Consider the following 16,374-nt stretch of genomic DNA (forward strand, 5'->3'; position numbering starts at 1 on the left):
GCTTGGCGCTGCGGCGGTCGCGCAACCGGCGATCGATATCGGCACCGATCCGGCTGGAGCCTTTTCGAGTGCCGCCCGGGCGGCGGGGCTGATCGGCGAGGGCCAATCGTTCGACCCCTATGCGAATGACGAGAACTTCCTCTTGGGCGCCTTTATTTTCGAAGATGTGGGCGTTACCGCATACCGCGGCGCGGCCCCGTTGCTCGCCAACAAAGCCTTCCTGGAAGCGTCCGCGGGCCTGTTGGCGGTTGAAGCCTACCATGCCGCCATTGTTCGGACGACGCTATTCCGAAAGGGCATCCAGACGCCGGCGCTGATCGACGCAACGGAGGCGATCTCGGACGCACGTGACACGATCGACAATCCGATCGACGACGATCAAGGCATCCGGCCGATCGGCAATCAAAGCAACATCGTTCCGGTCGATCAAAATGGTCTGGTCTTCGCCCGCACCACCGGCGACGTGCTCAACATCGCCTACCTGAATGCCGGCTCAGTTCAGGCGGGAGGATTCTTCCCCGCCGGCGTGAACGGCACCATCCGAGTGAGCAGCGCGGGCTAAGCCCCAGATAGGAAAGCGGTCGCCATGAACCAGCATGAACTCATTGCAGAAGTGTTCGAGCGCCAGGCCAAGCGCCGCGTCGAACGCAGGGCCTTTCTCAAGTTTGCCGGCATGTCGACGGCAGTTGCCGGCGCCGCGGCGGTCAGTGCCTGCGGCGGCGGAGGCGGAGGTGACGGCCTCGGGGTCGACGAGAACGTCAACACGCCACCTCCGCAAACCGGGCTGTCGGATGCCGACATCCTCAACTTCGCACTCAATCTCGAGTATCTGGAAGCCCAGTTCTACAGCTTCGCGGCGACGGGAGCAGGCCTTGCGGCAAACCTCCTCACCGGCACCGGCACACAGGGCGAGGTGACCGGTGGGCGGCAGGTCAATTTCACCGATCAGGTGGTCCGGTTGTATGCGAACGAGATTGCCGCCGATGAGGTCGCGCACGTCGCTTTCCTGCGCTCGGCCCTCGGATCGGCGGCGGTTGCTCAGCCAGCCATCGACATCAGTGCAACCGCGACCGGGCCGTTTTCCCAGGCTGCCGTTGCCGCGGGTCTGATCACCCAGGGCCAAGCGTTCGATCCTTACGCAAGCGACGAGAACTTCCTGCTCGGGGCCTACATCTTCGAGGATGTCGGGGTAACCGCTTACAAGGGTGCCTCACCGCTTATTCAGAGCCCGACATTCCTGTCGGCCGCGGCTGGTATCCTCGGCGCGGAGGCCTACCATGCCGGCCTTATCCGGACCGTGCTCTACGGCAAGGGGATCGCAACACCGGCGCTGATCGATGCGACTGAGGCCATTTCGGACGCGCGTGACAGCCTTGATAACCCGGCGGATGTCGATCAGGGTGTGCGCGCTATGAATGGCGCGTCGAACATCGTTCCGACCGACGCCAACGGTCTCGCCTTCAGCCGCTCCGCGGGCGACGTTCTCAACATCGTCTATCTCAACCCGGGCGCGGTGCCGCAGGGAGGCTTCTTCCCGAACGGCGTGAATGGGCCTATCAACACGAGTACAGCAGGCTGATCGGGGAACCCCGCAAGGGGTTTACCGCGGCAGCGCAGAGGTGGTGATGAGCAAGACAAGACGGAGGGTTGGGCGGTTCGTCGCACGGGCGGCGGGCAGCGCCTTCGGTCCTTGTCTTGCGGTATTGGCATGCGTGCTTGCAGTGCCAGTATCGGCGGACGTGATTGAATTGAGCGCGGACGGCAAGGTCGTCGTTCGCGCCGTCGACCAGCCATCGGTCGCCGACTCGGATGTTGCACCCGAGACGATCGGCGAAGTTGAGATCTCGCCCGAGGCGCTGACGCAGGTGACCGGCTCGGCAGCGCCGCCCGCTTATACCGCGGCCGTCGACTACCTTGCCGACCTCAACGGGATCAGCCCTGCTCTGCTGGAAGCGTTGGTCTGGCAGGAGAGCCGCTGGCGCGCCGGTGCGCGTTCGCCGGTGGGCGCCATCGGGCTGGCGCAGCTGATGCCCGGCACCGCGCGCGACCTGCAGGTCAACCCGCACGATCCGCATGCCAACTTGGCGGGCGGCGCGCGCTACCTGCGCCAGCAGCTCGACCGCTTCAACGGCGACGTTGAGCTCGCGCTGGCCGCCTACAACGCAGGACCCGGCCGGGTGCAGCGGGCGCGCGGGGTTCCCGCGATCCGCGAAACCCAACTCTATGTCCGCGCGGTCGTCGACCGCTTGTTCAAGATGTCAAACCTGCAGGGAACCCGTCCATGACCCGTTTCTCGGCGCTGCTGGCCTTGAGCCTCGCCACCGTTGCCGCTCCTGCCGCGGCCCAGACCACCGATCCGCAGGGCTCCGGCCCGATCGTCTCCGCGCTGAGCTGGCTGCAGGGCACCCTGCTCGGCAACGTCGCGACCGCCGTCGCGGTGATCGCAGTGGCGATGGTCGGCTTTATGATGCTGACCGGCCGGATGAACTGGCGGTTCGGGGCGACGGTGATCATCGGCTGCTTTGTGCTGTTCGGATCGACCGCGATCGTGTCGGGCATCCAGGCCACCGCGTCGGCGGCGAGATAGACGGTGGCCGGGCTCCACAATGAACCGGTGTTCCGGGCTTTGACCCGGCCGCAGATGTTCGGCGGGGTGACCTACAGCTATTTCGTCCTGAACGCAGCGATCACCACCGAAGCCTTTCTGATTACCCGCTCGTTCCTGGCGCTGCCGGTGGCGCTTGCCGTCCACGGCATCGGCTACCTCGCCTGCCTGCGCGAACCGCGGGTGTTCGACCTGTGGCTCACCAAGGTGAGCCGCTGCCCGCGCGTCCGCAACTGGAAGCGCTGGGGTTGCAACAGCTACGCACCATGACCGGCAGCAACCCCTGGAAAGGCGCCGCCAGCTGGGCCAAGCGCGAGCATCGCGCCGGCGACCGGCTGCCGTATCGCCGGCTGCTCGACGAGAGCACGGTGGAGCTGCGCGACGGCTCGCTGATGCGCTCGATCCATGTGCCGGGCATGGCGTTCGAGACCGCGGACGCAGACGAGCTCAACCATGCGCAGGGCGTGCGGGAGATGCTGCTGCGGAGCACGCTCGACGCGCGCTTCGTGCTCTACCGCCACATCATCCGCAGCCCGGTTGCGGTCGGCCTGTCCGCGGTCGAGGGACCTGGGTTCGCGCGGCGCATGGACGAGCTGTGGCGCAGTCGACTCGGCAAGCGCCGCCTGTTCGTCAACGACCAGTTCCTGACGCTGGTGCGGCGTCCTGCGCGCGGGAAGACGGGCTGGCCCGAGCGGCTTGCCCGCCGGCTCGGCAAGTCCGGCAGCGACGAGCACGACCCAAGGACGCTGCGCGACCTGGATGCCGCGATGACCGCGCTGATTGCCGGGCTGCACGATTACGGCGCGCGTCCGCTGGGCGGTTACGACGGCCCGGGCGGACGTTGCTCGGAGCCGCTGGAGCTGCTGTCGGCCCTGTTCAACGGCGAGCTGCGTCCGGTGCTCGCGCCCGAGCCGGATGTCGACCTCGGCCACCACCTGCCTTATTCGCGGGTCAGCTTTGGCCTGGACGCGATCGAGACGCGCGGCCCGACGCGGCGGAGCTTCACCGGCACCCTGTCGCTCAAGGAATATCCCGCGACCACCCGCCCGGGCCTGATCGACGGGCTGCTGCGCCTGCCGCATGCGCTGGTGCTGACCGAAAGCTTCGCGCCCGCCGACCGGCAGATCGCCAAGGAGCGGATGGACCTGGCAATCCGCCGGTTGCGCGCCACGGACGAGGAAGCCACGACGGAGCGGCGCGAGATGCTTGGCGCCAAGGATGCGCTTGCCGCCGGCCAGGTCGGGTTTGGCGATCACCACCTGTCCTTGTCCGTGCAAGTGCCGGACCTCGACCAGCTGGACGACGCGATGGCCGAAGCCGGCGCGGCGCTGGCAGATCTCGGCGCGGTCGCAGTGCGCGAGGACGTCAACCTGGAGCCCGCCTTCTGGGGCCAGTTCCCGGGCAACGAGACCTATGCCGTGCGCCGCGCGATGATCTCCAGCGCCAACGCCGCGGGGTTCCTGTCGCTGCACGGCTTTCCGCTCGGCCGGAGGGACGGCAATCAGTGGGGCGAGGCGACCGCGCTGTTCGAGACCACCAGCGCGACGCCCTATCACTTCAACTTCCACGAGGGCGACCTCGGCAACTTCACGGTGATCGGACCGTCGGGCTCGGGCAAGACGGTGGTGCTGAACTTCCTGGCGGCGCAGGCCCAGCGGTTTGGCCCACGCACCGTCGTGTTCGACAAGGACCGCGGTGCCGAGATCTTCGTCCGCGCGATGGAAGGGCACTACGCCCGCCTGTCGCCCGGCCAGCCGACCGGCTTCAACCCGCTGCGGCTGCCCGAGACCGCCGCCAACCGCGCCTTTCTGCGCGACTGGGTCGGAACGCTGCTGGAGGTGGATGGTCCCGAAGAGCTGCGGGTCGTGGCCGAAGCGGTGGATGCCTGCTTCGAGCATGATCCCGGTTTTCGCCGCCTGCGCCACTTCCGCGAGCTGCTGGCGGGCAACCAGCGGCCGACGGAAGGCGACCTCGTCTCGCGGCTCGCACCGTGGGTCGGTGCGGGCGAGAACGCCTGGCTGTTCGACAATCTGGAGGACGAGCTCGACCTCGACCGCAAGCTGGTCGGCTTCGACATGACCGCGCTGCTCGACAGCCCGCGGCTGCGCGCGCCGACCATGCTCTACCTGTTCCACCGCATCGACGAGCGGTTGAACGGCGAGCCGGCGATGATCCTGATCGACGAGGGCTGGAAGGCGCTGGACGATCCGGTGTTCACCGGCCGCATCCGCGACTGGATGAAGACGCTGCGCAAGCGCAACGCGCTGGTCGGGTTCGGCACGCAATCGGCGCGCGACGCGCTGGAGAGCCGCATCAGCAGCGCCATCGTCGAGCAGACCGCGACCGGCATCTTCATGCCCAATCCGAAGGCGCGCGCGGAGGACTATTGCGGCGGCTTCGGCCTATCGGAGCATGAGCTGGAGCTGATCCGCAGCCTGCCGGTGCACAGCCGCTGCTTCCTGGTCCGCCACGCCAACCATTCGGTCGTCGTGCGGCTTGACCTTGGCGGGATGCCGGAGGTGCTGACCGTGCTGTCCGGGCGTGAAGCCAGCGTGCGGCGGCTCGATGCGCTGCGGGCGATCCACGGTGACGATCCGGCGCGCTGGTACCCGATCCTGGTCGGAGCGCCCTGGCCGGGTAGCGAGGATAGCGGCGCCGGCTTTTTGCAGGCAGCGGAGTGAGCAGCTGCCCGACCCTGTCGGTCGAGGGCGAAGCCGGGATCGCCGAAGCGCTGCGCGTCGTCGACTGCGTCAGCGCCGAAGGAACCGCCAAGGCGTTCGGCCGGCTGTTCGGCGCGGACGGCTCGCTGATCAGCGCGCTGACGCTGCTGCTCACGCTGTACATCGGGCTGCTCGCGGTGAACCTGCTGACCGGGCGGTCGAAGCTCGGCCTCAACATGCTCACCCCGCGCATGCTCGGCCTTGGGCTGGTGCTGACCTTCGCGACGAGCTGGATCGCTTACCAGAGCGTCGTCTGGACCTTGCTGACCGGCGCGCCCGACCAGGTTGCGTCCGTCGTGACCGGCCAGCAGGGCTCCGCGACCGCCGCCTTCGCGGGGCAGCTCGATACCCTGTTCGCCGCAGTAGCCCAAGCGGCGGAGGCGGCCAAGGAGCCGCTGCCGCTGACCGACACGGGCATCACTCCTGCTCCGCCGCAAGCCGCCGGCTGGACCGCCGCGGACGTGCTGTGGATGGCGGCGATGCTGCTGCTGCTCGGCACGGTCGGCGTGCTGCTGGTCGCGCGCATCGCGCTGGCGGCGCTGCTCGCGCTAGGGCCGGTGTTCATCGTCATGGCCTTGTTCCGCGGCACCCACGGCCTGTTTGTCGGTTGGCTCAAGGGCGCGGTGATGTTCGCGCTGGTGCCGCTGTTCACCGTGCTGATCGGCGGCGCGGCGCTGGCGCTGCTTGCGCCGATCGTCGCCTCGCTGAGCGGCGGGCCGGTCAGCATGCAGGGGGCGGTGACCATGTTCCTCGGTGCCGCGGTCTACGTCGCGCTGATGGTCATCGTCCTGAAGGTCAGCGGGGCGATGGTGTCGGGCTGGACCATCGGCACGCACGGCCGCGCCGAGTCCGCTGCGGCCGCCGCCAGCGCCTCTGCGCCCGCTGCCGCGGCTGCTGCGAGCAACAACCAGCCGGCTGCCCAGCTAGGCCCCGCAAGCGCCAGCGCCGCTGCGTCGGCGCCCCCCGCGTCCGACCGCGTTCGCGCCATCGTTGCAGGTACCCGCGTTCCCGCCAACGATGTGGCGGACGCACCGGTCCGCGACGTCCGGGTAACGGGGCTGAGGTCCGTCGGGGTCAGCCCAGGCGATCGCCCGAACTCCCCCGCCACGGCCGTGGACCGCCGCGTCCAGGGGATCGGCACCCGTTTCCGCCCGCCGCCCACCTCGCCCCACGCCGGAAGGCCCAAAACATGAAGAATCTGGCACTCCCGCTCGCCCTGCTGCTGTTCGCCGCGCCCGCCCTTCCGGTCGCGGCTGCCGACACGCGGGTGCGGACGGTGCTGTTCAAGCCCGAGACGGTGGTGCGCTTCGTCGGCAAGCCCGGCTACCAGAGCGCGATCCGCTTCGGTCCCGACGAGCGGATCGAGAATGTCGCGGTGGGCGACAGCGTATCGTGGCAGGTCACGCCCAACAAGCGCGGCGACCACCTGTTCGTGAAGCCGCTGGCGGCCGGCGCGCGCAGCAACCTGATGGTGGTGACCGACAAGCGCACCTACCTGTTCGACCTGGAAGCCGGGCGCGGTGCGCAGCCCGTTTATGCGCTCAGCTTCGAGTATCCGGACTATCCCGCGCCGGGTTCGGTCCCGCCGCCGCCCGAGCCCGCTCCGGCCAGCACGAGCCTGGCGCAGAATGCGCTGCCGCCCGCGCCCTTGCCGCAGCTGCACTTCGGCTGGACCGCGCGCGGCGCCAAGGCGCTGCGGCCCGCGCGCGTGTTCGACGACGGGCAGTCGACCTACCTGAGCTGGCCGGAGAAGGTCCCCCTGCCGGCGGTCCTGGTGCCCGCGCCCGATGGCACGGAAAGCCCGTCCAACTACCGGATGGAGAAGGGCTACATCATCGTCGAAGGCGTCGCGCCGCAGCTGATCCTGCGCCGCGGCAAGCACAGCGCAACGATCACCGCGGCACCGCGGCCCGGTCGCCCGGTCCGCACCGCCAACACGGAGAGCCGCGATGGACGCCGCTAAGACGAGCTTTGCCCCGCGCGCGGACGACATCGTCAGCCCGGCGAGCCGCACGCACGGTCCGCTGGTGCCCTACGACCCGCGCGGCGACATGGACGACCATGCGCTGGTCGAGGCAAGCCGGATGGCCTATCCGGCGGTCGCCGCCAGATCGGCCGGTAAGGACAAGGCCGGGCTGATCGCAGGAGGTTCGGCCGCGGTGGTGCTCGGCCTGGCGACCTTCTGGGGCCTGAGCAGCGGGCGCGACGCGCAGCGGGCCGTGGCGCCTCCGCCCGCGGCAGCAACGACCGAGCAGGCGCTTCCGCTGATCCCGCCGCCGACGCCCGAGCAGCTCAGCGCCATGGACCCGGCGGGCGCGGCGGCCCCGCAGTCCTCGCTGGTCTTCAGCTCGCCCGCGCCGACTTATCCGCAGCTCGGGCTTCCCGTTGCTCAACCGGCCGCTCCGGCCGGCCCGACCGCGGCCGACCGCCTGCGCTCGCCCACCCTGCTGTTCGACTCATCCGGGCCCGTGGCGGCCGATCCCTCGCCGGCAGCAACAGCAGCGGCGGGCGCGCCGGCTCCGGCGAAACCGGCCGCAGGCCAGGACGAGTTCGCGGCCAAGGCGGACGCATCAGCTTCGGACTCTGCCACCGCCACCCGCATGGCCGATCCGGCGAGCACGGTCAGCCAGGGAACCTTGATCCCCGCAGTGCTGGAAACAACCATCAACAGCGACCTTCCCGGCTTCGCGCGCGCGGTCGTCAGCCAGGACGTGCGGAGTTTCGACGGCAGCCGCGTGCTGATCCCCCGTTCGTCGCGTCTGATCGGCCAGTACCGCAGCGGCCTCGCCGCCGGCCAGACGCGCGTTTACGTGCTCTGGTCGCGGCTGATCCGCCCGGACGGCGTGTCGGTCGCGATCGCCTCGCCCGGCACCGACGAAGCCGGGACCAGCGGTTTGACGGGGGACGTCAAGAGCCACTTCTTCAAGCGCTTCGGCTCGGCGATGCTGCTGTCGGTCGTCGGCGCCGCCAGCGCGATCGGCACCGGCGGTGCGTCGCTGCTGGTATCGGGAGGGGGCGGTGCCGCAGGGGTGGCGGCGCAGCAGAACGGCGCCATCCCGCCGACCGTTCGGGTGCAGCAAGGCCATCCGGTACGAGTGTTCACCGCCCGGGACCTCAACTTCTCGCAAGTGAGCACGGCGCCGCGGCCGTGAACGCGGCGGGTCCCGCGCAGCCGCCGGCGGAGGTCGTCGACCTGGCGGAGACTGCGGGCGTCTACCTCTCGGCCTACCTCCGTCCGTTCCGCACCTGGCTTGAGCGCGAGGATGTCTCCGAGATCATCTTCAACCGGGCGGGCGAGCTGTGGATCGAGGCGGCCGGAACTCAGCACCTGCAACGCGTCGAGGCGCCGCAGGTCGACGACCTGCTCATTCGCCGCCTCGCCGAGCAGGTCGCGCGGGCCACGCACCAGGGCATCAGCCGCGAGCGCCCGCTGCTCGCCGCGACGCTGCCCGACGGCGCCCGCGTCCAGTTCATCTCCCCGCCGGCGACCCGCAGCGGCTGGGCAATGGCGATCCGCCGCCACCGGCTGGTCGATCTGCCCTTGTCGGCCTACGCCAGCCGCCGGGGCGATGCCGCGCCGGACCTTGCGGCGTTCGACCCGGACGAGGACCCAATCGGTTACCTCCGGCAAGCCGTAGCCGAGCGCCGCACGATCCTGGTGAGCGGCGGCACATCGTCGGGCAAGACCACTTTCCTTAATGCGCTGCTGCGCGAAGTGCCGCCGGCCGAGCGGGTCATTCTGATCGAGGATACGCCCGAAATCCGGCTGAACAGTCCCGCGGGATTGGGGCTGGTCGCCGTCAAAGGCGAACTGGGCGAAGCGCGGGTGAGCACGGACGACCTGCTGCAGGCCTCCCTGCGCCTCCGCCCGGACCGCATCGTCCTGGGCGAGCTCCGGGGCACGGAGGCCGTCAGCTTCCTCCGCGCCATCAACACCGGGCACCCGGGCTCGTTCAGCACGATCCACGCCAACAATCCGCAAGGCGCGCTGGAGCAGCTCGGGCTGATGGTCATGCAGGCCGGTCTCGGCCTCACCCGCGCGGACACGCTGGCCTATGCGCGATCGGTGATCGACGTCATCGTCCAGCTCGACCGCCGCGGCGGCGAGCGAGCAATCGCCGCGATCCAGGATCTACGCGCGCAGGTCTGAGGCAGCGTTCGCGGTCAGTCGCCCTTCGGCCCCAGGTAATCGTCACCGTACACGGCACGCCGGAAGTCGCGGTGAAGGGTGCCGTCGTATGGGATGACCTGCACCAGAAAGACCGCTGCGAGCTTGTTGGCGGGATCGACCCAGAAGAGCGTCGAGGCTCGTCCATCCCAGAAGAACTCGCCCGCGGCGCCGCGGTTTTCGCTGGCGTCCTTGGGCTGGCCGGTGCGAACAAAGAAGTTGAAGCCGAAACCGCCCTGGCCCTTGCCGGGGAGCCAGGACCGCTCGGTCACGCGTGGATCGAGCTGATCCGTCGCCATCAGCTTCACGGTCGTCGGCTTGAGGATGCGAACGCCGTCGAGGCTGCCCTGATTGAGCAGCATTCGGGCGAAGCGCATGTAGTCGTCCGCGGTCGAGGCGATGCCCGCGCCGCCCATGGTGAGCTTTCGAGCGGGGTCGAAGTTGAGACCGCGCTGCTCCTGCTCGGAGGCACGCTGGAGCTTTCCGTCGGCACCTTTCTCATACATGGCGGCAAGCCGGGAAAAGCGCTCCTCCGGCTGCGTCCAGGCGCTGTCCTTCATGCCTAGCGGTTCGAAGATATGCCGACGGACGTAGGTCTCGAACGGAACTCCCGTAAGCTTCTCGACCAGCAGAGCCTGCACGTCGACCGCGGCGCTGTACCGCCATTGCCGGCCCGGATCGAAGAACAAGGGAACGCGCGCCAGCCGGCGGCCGAACTCGGCCAGGTCGTGATCACGCTTGAGCGGGTCGAGCCGAGCCCATTCCATCTCGGGATAGCTGTCGCCGGGTCCGTAGCCGAAACCGGCAGTGTGGCGGAGAATGTCCCGCACGAGGATCGAACGCTCGGGTGCCCGCAGGATCGGCTTGCCGGCGGAGTCCAGTCCCGCGAACACCTTGGTCGCCCCGAACTCGGGCAGGTAACGCGCGAGCGGATCGTCGAGGCCGAACCTGCCCTGTTCCCATAGTTGCATCAGGGCGACGCCGGTCACCGGCTTGGTCATGGAGTAGATCTGGGCCAGCGTGTCCCGCCGCATCGGCTTTCCGGCCTCGCGATCGGCATGGCCCGCAGTACCGAAATAGGCCTCGCGGCCGTTCTTCCACAGGAGCGCGGAAGCCCCGGCGACGCGGCCGGTGGAGACCATCTCGGCGAGTGTGCGGTCGATCCTTGCCTTGTCGATCTGAACCGACCCGGCGGCCGCTGCCGGACGCTTCGGAGCGGCAGCCTGCGCGGCAGGGATAACGGCGAGGACAAGTGCGGCTAGCCCAAGCAACAGTGACTTCATCGGATCCTTCCCGCAGCCTCCTCCAAGCGTCTAGCGGGACCGCCCGGTTCAGGGAAGATCGGCAGCAGCTTGGGCGCTGTGGATCGGCTGCGGCTATGAGCGCACCCCTGACCCGCTTCAGGCGTTGGGCGAGGGCGGGTTCAAAAATGATCGAGCACCGAACAGGAGGCAGTGGATGATCGGGGATGGCGTGAGCCGGCGGGGGTTCCTGGAGGTCGGCGGAGGGGTGACGGCTGCGTCTCTGGCGCTGACGACGGGCTCCGCGGCGGCGCTGGTGCAGTCGGGGGCCGCAGTCCGGGCGCTCGGCCAGGAGATGCCGAACGACGTAGAACTCCCCGCCGCGCCGCCGCGGAAGAAGCGGGCTGACAGCGTCGGCTTCGCAATCGTCGGTCTTGGCGATTATGCGCTCAAGCAGATGATGCCGCGGTTCGTGCAAGCCGAACGGGCACATGTTGCGGCTCTTGTTTCCGGCAATCCCGAGAAGTTGAACCGCGTCGGAGACGCCTACGGCATCCCGCGGAACGCGCGCTATTCCTATGAGACGTTCGCGAACATCGCCCCCGACAAGCAGGTGGAAGCGGTTTACATCGTCCTGCCCAGCGGCCTGCATGCGGAGTGGACAACCCGCGCCTTTGCGGCCGGCAAGCACGTCCTGTGCGAGAAGCCGATGGCGCTCTCAAGTGCGGAGTGCGAACGCATGATTGCGGCCGGCCGCCGGGCGAACCGCAAGCTGATGATCGCCTACCGCTCGCATTTCGAGCCGCACAATCTGCAAGCGATGGAGCTGATGGCCCGGGGTGCCGCCGGACAGCTGCGGCTCCTCCGGACCGAGCAGTCCTACCGCATGAGCCCGACCAGTCCGAGCGAGAACTGGCGGGTCAATCGCGCGCTCACGGGTGGGGGGGCGCTGGAGGATCTGGGGATCTATGGGCTCCAGGCTGCGCTCTACCTCACCCGCGAGATGCCGGAGAGCATCAGCGCCACGACCTTCAGGCCCGCCGGCGATCCTCGCTTTTCCGAGATCTTCGCCCAGGTCTCTTCGCAATGGCGGTTTCCGTCGGGCGCGGTGGCGCAGCTTGCCACCTCGTATGACTCTTCGGGTGCGAACTTCGTGCACGCGCGGGGCACCACCGGAGCGCTGATCATGGACCCGGCAACCAACTATTCGGGCCAGAAGATGACCTTGGAGGCCGGCGGCGGCCGCGAGTTCCAGTCGGGCGACCCGACGGTCCAGTTCGCGCGCCAGCTCGACCACTTCGTCGACGCGATACGCGAGGGTGTTCGCATCAGGACGCCCGGTGAGATGGGGCTGCGAGACCTGCGCCTGATCGAGGCGATCTACGCGTCCGCCGCGGCCGGTCGGACGGTGAGACTGAACCCGGACGCAACGATCAGGAGCTAGGCGCTCGCGGCGTTACCGGCGGAAGCCGATGTGGAGCGCCGCGGACCTTCGTTTGGACCGCCGCAACCTTGTTCCCGGACGTCATGAATAGCGTGCGCCCGTCACTGCCGCCGAACGCGCAATTCGAGATCGCTGCTCCTGTCGAGATCAGGCCCAGTTCGCGACCGTCGGGCCTGAAGACGTGAACTCCGCCGGGACCTGTCGCCCATAGATTGCCGCGTTCATCCACGGTCATTCCATCGGGCAGACCCGGCAGCCCTTTCCAGGCAAGCGCCGTCATGTCGGAGAAGACACGCCGGCGGGACAAGGCGCCGTCGGCGGCGACTTGGTAGGAGAGGATCACGGCCCGCGCAGGGTCGGAGTTCGAAACGTACAGGGTGGCTCCGTCCCGCGAGAAGGCGATGCCGTTGGGAAAGCGCAAACCCGACTCGACCAACGCGACCTGCCCGTCCGGCGCAAGCCGGTACACGCCGTTGACGGGCTGTTCCTTTAGGGGCGAGGCATTGATGCCCTCGAGCCCATAGGGAGGATCGGTGAACCAGATGGAGCCGTCCGGTCCGACCGCGAGATCGTTGGGCGAGTTGAATTTCTTGCCCTTGAACCGGCGCGCCAGGAACCGCTTCGCTTTGGTTCTGAGGTCGAGACGGGCGATCGCTCTGTTACCCTGGTCCGCGACCAAGATGGAAGTGGAACCGCCCGGCTTTAGCCCGTTGGCCCCGGGCTCGCGGAAACCTGCCCTCACCGTCCCGCCCGAGGGATGGAGGAACAGGCTCGCACCTTCCGTGGCGGTCCACCGGTGGATCCGGTTTGCCGGGACGTCGCTGAAGAGGAGGTAGCCGCCGCCCTGCCCGATCCAGACCGGCCCTTCGCTCCAGCCGAACCCCGTGGCCAGCACCTCGATCCTGGCCTTCGACGGAACGAGGTCGTCGAGCTCCGGGGCAGACCGTTCGATCGAGCCGTTGTCCGAGCGCAACTCACCGGCCGGCTTGGGTTGGAGCGCCAGCGCTAGGGCAAGGGCGATCCAGGCAGCAATTCCATTTACCATCGGAAGGGCTGATGCCCTATCGGTGGACTGGAGCAAAGGCCGGATTGCGCGGCACCGCCAAGGTCTCCCCAGAAATAAGCGGACTTGTCCTAGGTGAGGTAGTCCCCTTGCCACGACCGCTGGAGCAGCACCTGCATCGCTTCGTCGAACGGAGACATGGAGATCCGGTCGGAGAAGTCGATGAAGCTTCTCGCAGCAGCGGGTGTGGCGCTTGCGCTGGCAGTTGAGTCCAGTCGCAGGCTGGTCCCGCCGAAGTCGCCGATGAGCTGGAACGTGTCGCGGCCGCTGCTTCCATTCGCCAGCACGCGTGTCGCGTTGATCAGGAGCTGCTCGATGTCGTCGAGCTCGGCGATGATCGCGGCATTGCTGGTGCCGTTGCGGGTGACCACGATCTCGGTGTCGGCGCTCAGCCCGGTCAGACCCGCCGCTTGCGCCGCGTCGCGCGAGTAGATGCGGAAGGTTTCGGCGCCGCTGCCGCCCAGTAGCTGATAGATGTCCTCGCCGGACCCGCCGTCGACCCGATCCCGGCCGCCGCTTTGGGCATTCTGGCTGATCCGGTCGGCACCTTCGCCGCCGTGTATGAGGTCGTTGCCCGCGCCACCGTCGATGGTGTCGTTGCCAGCCATGCCGAACACTGTCTGCCGGCCGTCGAGGTCCTTGATCTTGTTAAGCTTGTTGTTGCCCGGCGAGCCGGTCACGACCGCATAGTCGGTCCCGGCGAAGCGCAGCGTTTCCACATCCCTGATCGTGTCGGTGCCTTCGTTCCCGCGCTGGTCGGTGATGCGGATGGTGCCGCCGGTGCCGTCGAAGCTGTAGTCGGCAGCAGCCCTGGCGAACAGCGCGGTGTCTGCGCCCTGTCCACCATCCAGCCGGTCGTCGCCCCGGCCGCCGTTCAGCCTATCGTTGCCGCTACCGCCGTTCAGCGTGTCGTTGCCGGCGTTGCCGTTCAGCCCGTCGCTGCCGTTCCGGCCGTCCGCGATGTCGTCGCCAGCCGGTCCGTCGAACGTGTTGGAGCCGGCAGAACCGGACCAGTTCACGCCGACCGGATCGGTGGCGTCCGAGTGGACGGTCTCAAGCGTTCCTCCGCCGTCGATGAAGCTCACGGCAACCCTGAGCAGCAGGCCGGCCTGCGGGCCGAACGCCTGGCCGGCTGCGTCCGTCGGCCTGAAGCTCGATTGCGTTGCTTCGGCGATGTTGGTCCAGGTCGTGCCGTTCGTCGACGATTGCCACTGGTAGCGGAAGGTGCCGAGCCCATTCGAGTCGCTGATGGCGGACGTGTCGACCGTTAACCGCTGACCTTCGGTCGGAGTGCTGTCGCGGATTACCGGCTTGCCCGTCGAGCCGCTACCGTTCAGCGCGATCTCGCTGTCCGAGAAGCGCGCCCGTTCGATGTTGCGCAGCGTGTCGGTGCCGTCCGCTTTGTTTCCGCGCACATGGGCGATCGTGACCGTACCATCCTTGCCGTAGCTGATGTCATATTCGGCTCGCGCGCCCGAGAAGACGGCGATGTCTGTGTCGTTCGCTCCGTTCGCAACCTTGATCTCGCGCGCGATCACGAGCTGGCCCGGATTGATGGTGCCGTTGAAGATCCGGCTTTGCAGCTCACCCATGCTGTTGGCGCTGCCGATCTCGCGGCCCGTGCCGTCGCTGTTCTCCCGCACGCTGATCCTGACGTTGAGCCAGCGGTCCCCGTCGATGATGTCGTTGCCCGCCCTGCCGGTGATCAGGTCGCTTCCATCGCCGCCCAGCAGGATATCGCCTGCACCGAAGGAAGTGACGCCGCTGCCGAGCAGCGTTTGCAGCCCATCGATCGCCGCAATCCCCTGCGCGTCTAAGACGCTCCCGCGGAAGCCGGCGGCACCGATGGTTGCCGAGGTGACGTCCGAACCGGTGAGCCTGTCGTTGAAGCGGGTGCCGGACAGGCCTTCCACCGTCTCGAAGGCGGCGGTGCTGTTCGGCGTCGCCAGTGATGCGGTAACTCCGCCCGAACGGTTCTTGAAGGTCGCCCAGTCGAAGCCGGACATGCCCCGCATGCTGTTGGCGCCCCCGCCAGCGACCATGATGTCGTCGCCGCCCTCACCGATGAAGTGATCGGCGCCGCCATTGCCGACGAACACGTCGTGCCCGTCGACATCGTCCTTTTCGAAAATGCCGTCGAGGTTGTCGCCAGCTGCGCCAGCAGCGGCTCCGGCCTCGAGCCAATCGTCGCCTTCGTTGCCGAAGATCAGCTCCGCATTGTCGTGGCCGCGGACGAAGTCGTTGCCTTCGCCGCCGAACACCTCGGAACCCTCGTCGCTGCCCAGGACGACGAAGTCCTGGCCGCGACCGCCCAGGACAAGGTCGGCACCCGGCCCGGAGCGAACGGCATCGTTGCCGTCGCCGGCCTTAATGTTGTCGTCGCCGTCCTCGTCCGTGATGATGTCGTTTCCGGCGCCGCCGTTGATCAGGTCGCCGCCTCCGCCGCCTTCGAGGCGATCGTTTCCGCCATCGCCATGGAGCGTATCGTCCCCGTCGCCCGCGATCAGCGTATCGGCGCTTGCCGCACCGCCAAGCACCACATGGTAGTCGCCAGTGTAGCGGAGATAGTTCGAGTCCGCGCCCGAGGTCGCCGGATTGTCGCGGATCACAAAACCTTGCGGATCGTCGTGTTCCAGGTCGCCGTCGCGATCGATGTCGTTGAACTGCCTGTCGCGATCGACCTCCAGGATCAGGTCCGGCGTCGAGAAGACGTCGGACGGCAGGTGCGTCGCGTCCGTGGCGCGCTCCATGATCGCAGCGAAAGTGTTGCCTTCCAGCTGCTCAAAGAAGTGCAGACCGTCGAGGCGCTGCAGATAGTAGAAGCGGTCGCCATTCTGCAGGTTCTCGAGCTGCATCTGGAACACGAACCCGAAGGTCGAGCCGAGCATGCTGTCGTAATTCTTCTTCTCGGCCAGCCCGCCGATCCAAAGGTCGATGTGCTCGACGCCGCCAAGGCCTGCGGCGGCTCCGTAAGCGCCTTTGCCATTGAGGAAGTCGAGCCGGTCGGAAGGCACGGCCAAGCCGCCCACCGACTGCCCACTAATGATGGTTAGCGCCGCATCGCGCTTGCCCTCGGCGGTGGTCTGCCCCCTGATCAGCACGTGCGTGCCGTAAGCCGCGATGAAGTTGATGA

Annotated in this window: 14 protein-coding genes; 11 read left to right on the forward strand and 3 right to left on the reverse strand. The window is 68.1% G+C overall.

Features of this window, described 5'->3' with window-relative positions; all coding sequences use genetic code 11:
• The 10 genes from QZX62_RS03375 to virB11 form a co-directional block, all read left to right on the forward strand.
• A partial coding sequence (locus tag QZX62_RS03375; protein WP_294172122.1) for a ferritin-like domain-containing protein occupies positions 1 to 562 on the forward strand: 562 nt, incomplete at its 5' end.
• A gap of 24 nt (positions 563 to 586) precedes the next feature.
• Complete coding sequence (locus QZX62_RS03380; RefSeq protein WP_294172124.1) at positions 587 to 1,579, forward strand: ferritin-like domain-containing protein; 993 nt, start codon at positions 587 to 589, stop codon at positions 1,577 to 1,579.
• A 124-nt stretch (positions 1,580 to 1,703) separates the two neighbouring features.
• Positions 1,704 to 2,285 carry a lytic transglycosylase domain-containing protein gene (locus QZX62_RS03385; RefSeq protein ID WP_294172125.1) on the forward strand — a complete coding sequence of 194 codons (582 nt, stop codon included), beginning with the start codon at positions 1,704 to 1,706 and terminating at the stop codon, positions 2,283 to 2,285.
• Positions 2,282 to 2,587, forward strand: a complete 306-nt coding sequence (locus QZX62_RS03390; RefSeq protein ID WP_294172126.1) for a TrbC/VirB2 family protein — start codon at positions 2,282 to 2,284, stop codon at positions 2,585 to 2,587. Before QZX62_RS03385 ends, QZX62_RS03390 begins: the two co-directional genes overlap by 4 nt.
• 3 nt (positions 2,588 to 2,590) lie before the next feature.
• A complete protein-coding gene (locus tag QZX62_RS03395; RefSeq protein WP_294172127.1) occupies positions 2,591 to 2,875 on the forward strand; it encodes a type IV secretion system protein VirB3 in 285 nt (94 codons plus the stop codon).
• The gene (locus tag QZX62_RS03400; RefSeq protein WP_294172129.1) at positions 2,872 to 5,286 is read left to right on the forward strand and encodes a VirB4 family type IV secretion/conjugal transfer ATPase; all 2,415 of its coding nucleotides are present in this window, start codon (positions 2,872 to 2,874) and stop codon (positions 5,284 to 5,286) included. The genes QZX62_RS03395 and QZX62_RS03400 overlap by 4 nt, the downstream gene beginning before the upstream one ends.
• Positions 5,283 to 6,518: a type IV secretion system protein gene (locus QZX62_RS03405; RefSeq protein ID WP_294172131.1), complete on the forward strand. Its 1,236-nt coding sequence runs from the start codon at positions 5,283 to 5,285 to the stop codon at positions 6,516 to 6,518. The genes QZX62_RS03400 and QZX62_RS03405 overlap by 4 nt, the downstream gene beginning before the upstream one ends.
• Entirely contained in the window at positions 6,515 to 7,288 is a 774-nt protein-coding gene (locus tag QZX62_RS03410; protein WP_294172132.1) for a TrbG/VirB9 family P-type conjugative transfer protein, read from the forward strand. The genes QZX62_RS03405 and QZX62_RS03410 overlap by 4 nt, the downstream gene beginning before the upstream one ends.
• Positions 7,275 to 8,477, forward strand: a complete 1,203-nt coding sequence (locus QZX62_RS03415; RefSeq protein ID WP_294172133.1) for a TrbI/VirB10 family protein — start codon at positions 7,275 to 7,277, stop codon at positions 8,475 to 8,477. Before QZX62_RS03410 ends, QZX62_RS03415 begins: the two co-directional genes overlap by 14 nt.
• A 41-nt stretch (positions 8,478 to 8,518) precedes the next feature.
• Complete coding sequence (gene virB11 / locus QZX62_RS03420) at positions 8,519 to 9,475, forward strand: P-type DNA transfer ATPase VirB11 (RefSeq protein ID WP_294172140.1); 957 nt, start codon at positions 8,519 to 8,521, stop codon at positions 9,473 to 9,475.
• Positions 9,476 to 9,489: 14 nt separating this feature from the next.
• On the opposite strand, the gene QZX62_RS03425 is transcribed toward virB11, so the two are convergent.
• Positions 9,490 to 10,776 carry a serine hydrolase gene (locus QZX62_RS03425; protein ID WP_294172135.1) on the reverse strand — a complete coding sequence of 429 codons (1,287 nt, stop codon included), beginning with the start codon at positions 10,774 to 10,776 and terminating at the stop codon, positions 9,490 to 9,492.
• Between the two features lie 175 nt (positions 10,777 to 10,951).
• On the opposite strand from QZX62_RS03425, the gene QZX62_RS03430 reads away from it, so the two are divergent.
• Positions 10,952 to 12,178: a Gfo/Idh/MocA family oxidoreductase gene (locus QZX62_RS03430; protein ID WP_294172136.1), complete on the forward strand. Its 1,227-nt coding sequence runs from the start codon at positions 10,952 to 10,954 to the stop codon at positions 12,176 to 12,178.
• Here QZX62_RS03430 and QZX62_RS03435 read toward each other — a convergent pair.
• Positions 12,168 to 13,223, reverse strand: coding sequence for an SMP-30/gluconolactonase/LRE family protein (locus QZX62_RS03435; protein WP_294172138.1), 1,056 nt, complete (start codon positions 13,221 to 13,223; stop codon positions 12,168 to 12,170). The two genes, QZX62_RS03430 and QZX62_RS03435, sit on opposite strands and share 11 nt — an antisense overlap.
• Before the next feature lie 89 nt (positions 13,224 to 13,312).
• Positions 13,313 to 16,374 (reverse strand): peroxidase family protein (locus tag QZX62_RS03440; RefSeq protein WP_294172139.1); only part of this gene is annotated, 3,062 nt, incomplete at its 5' end.

Source organism: uncultured Sphingomonas sp. (assembly GCF_902806265.1).
Lineage (GTDB): Bacteria > Pseudomonadota > Alphaproteobacteria > Sphingomonadales > Sphingomonadaceae > Sphingomicrobium.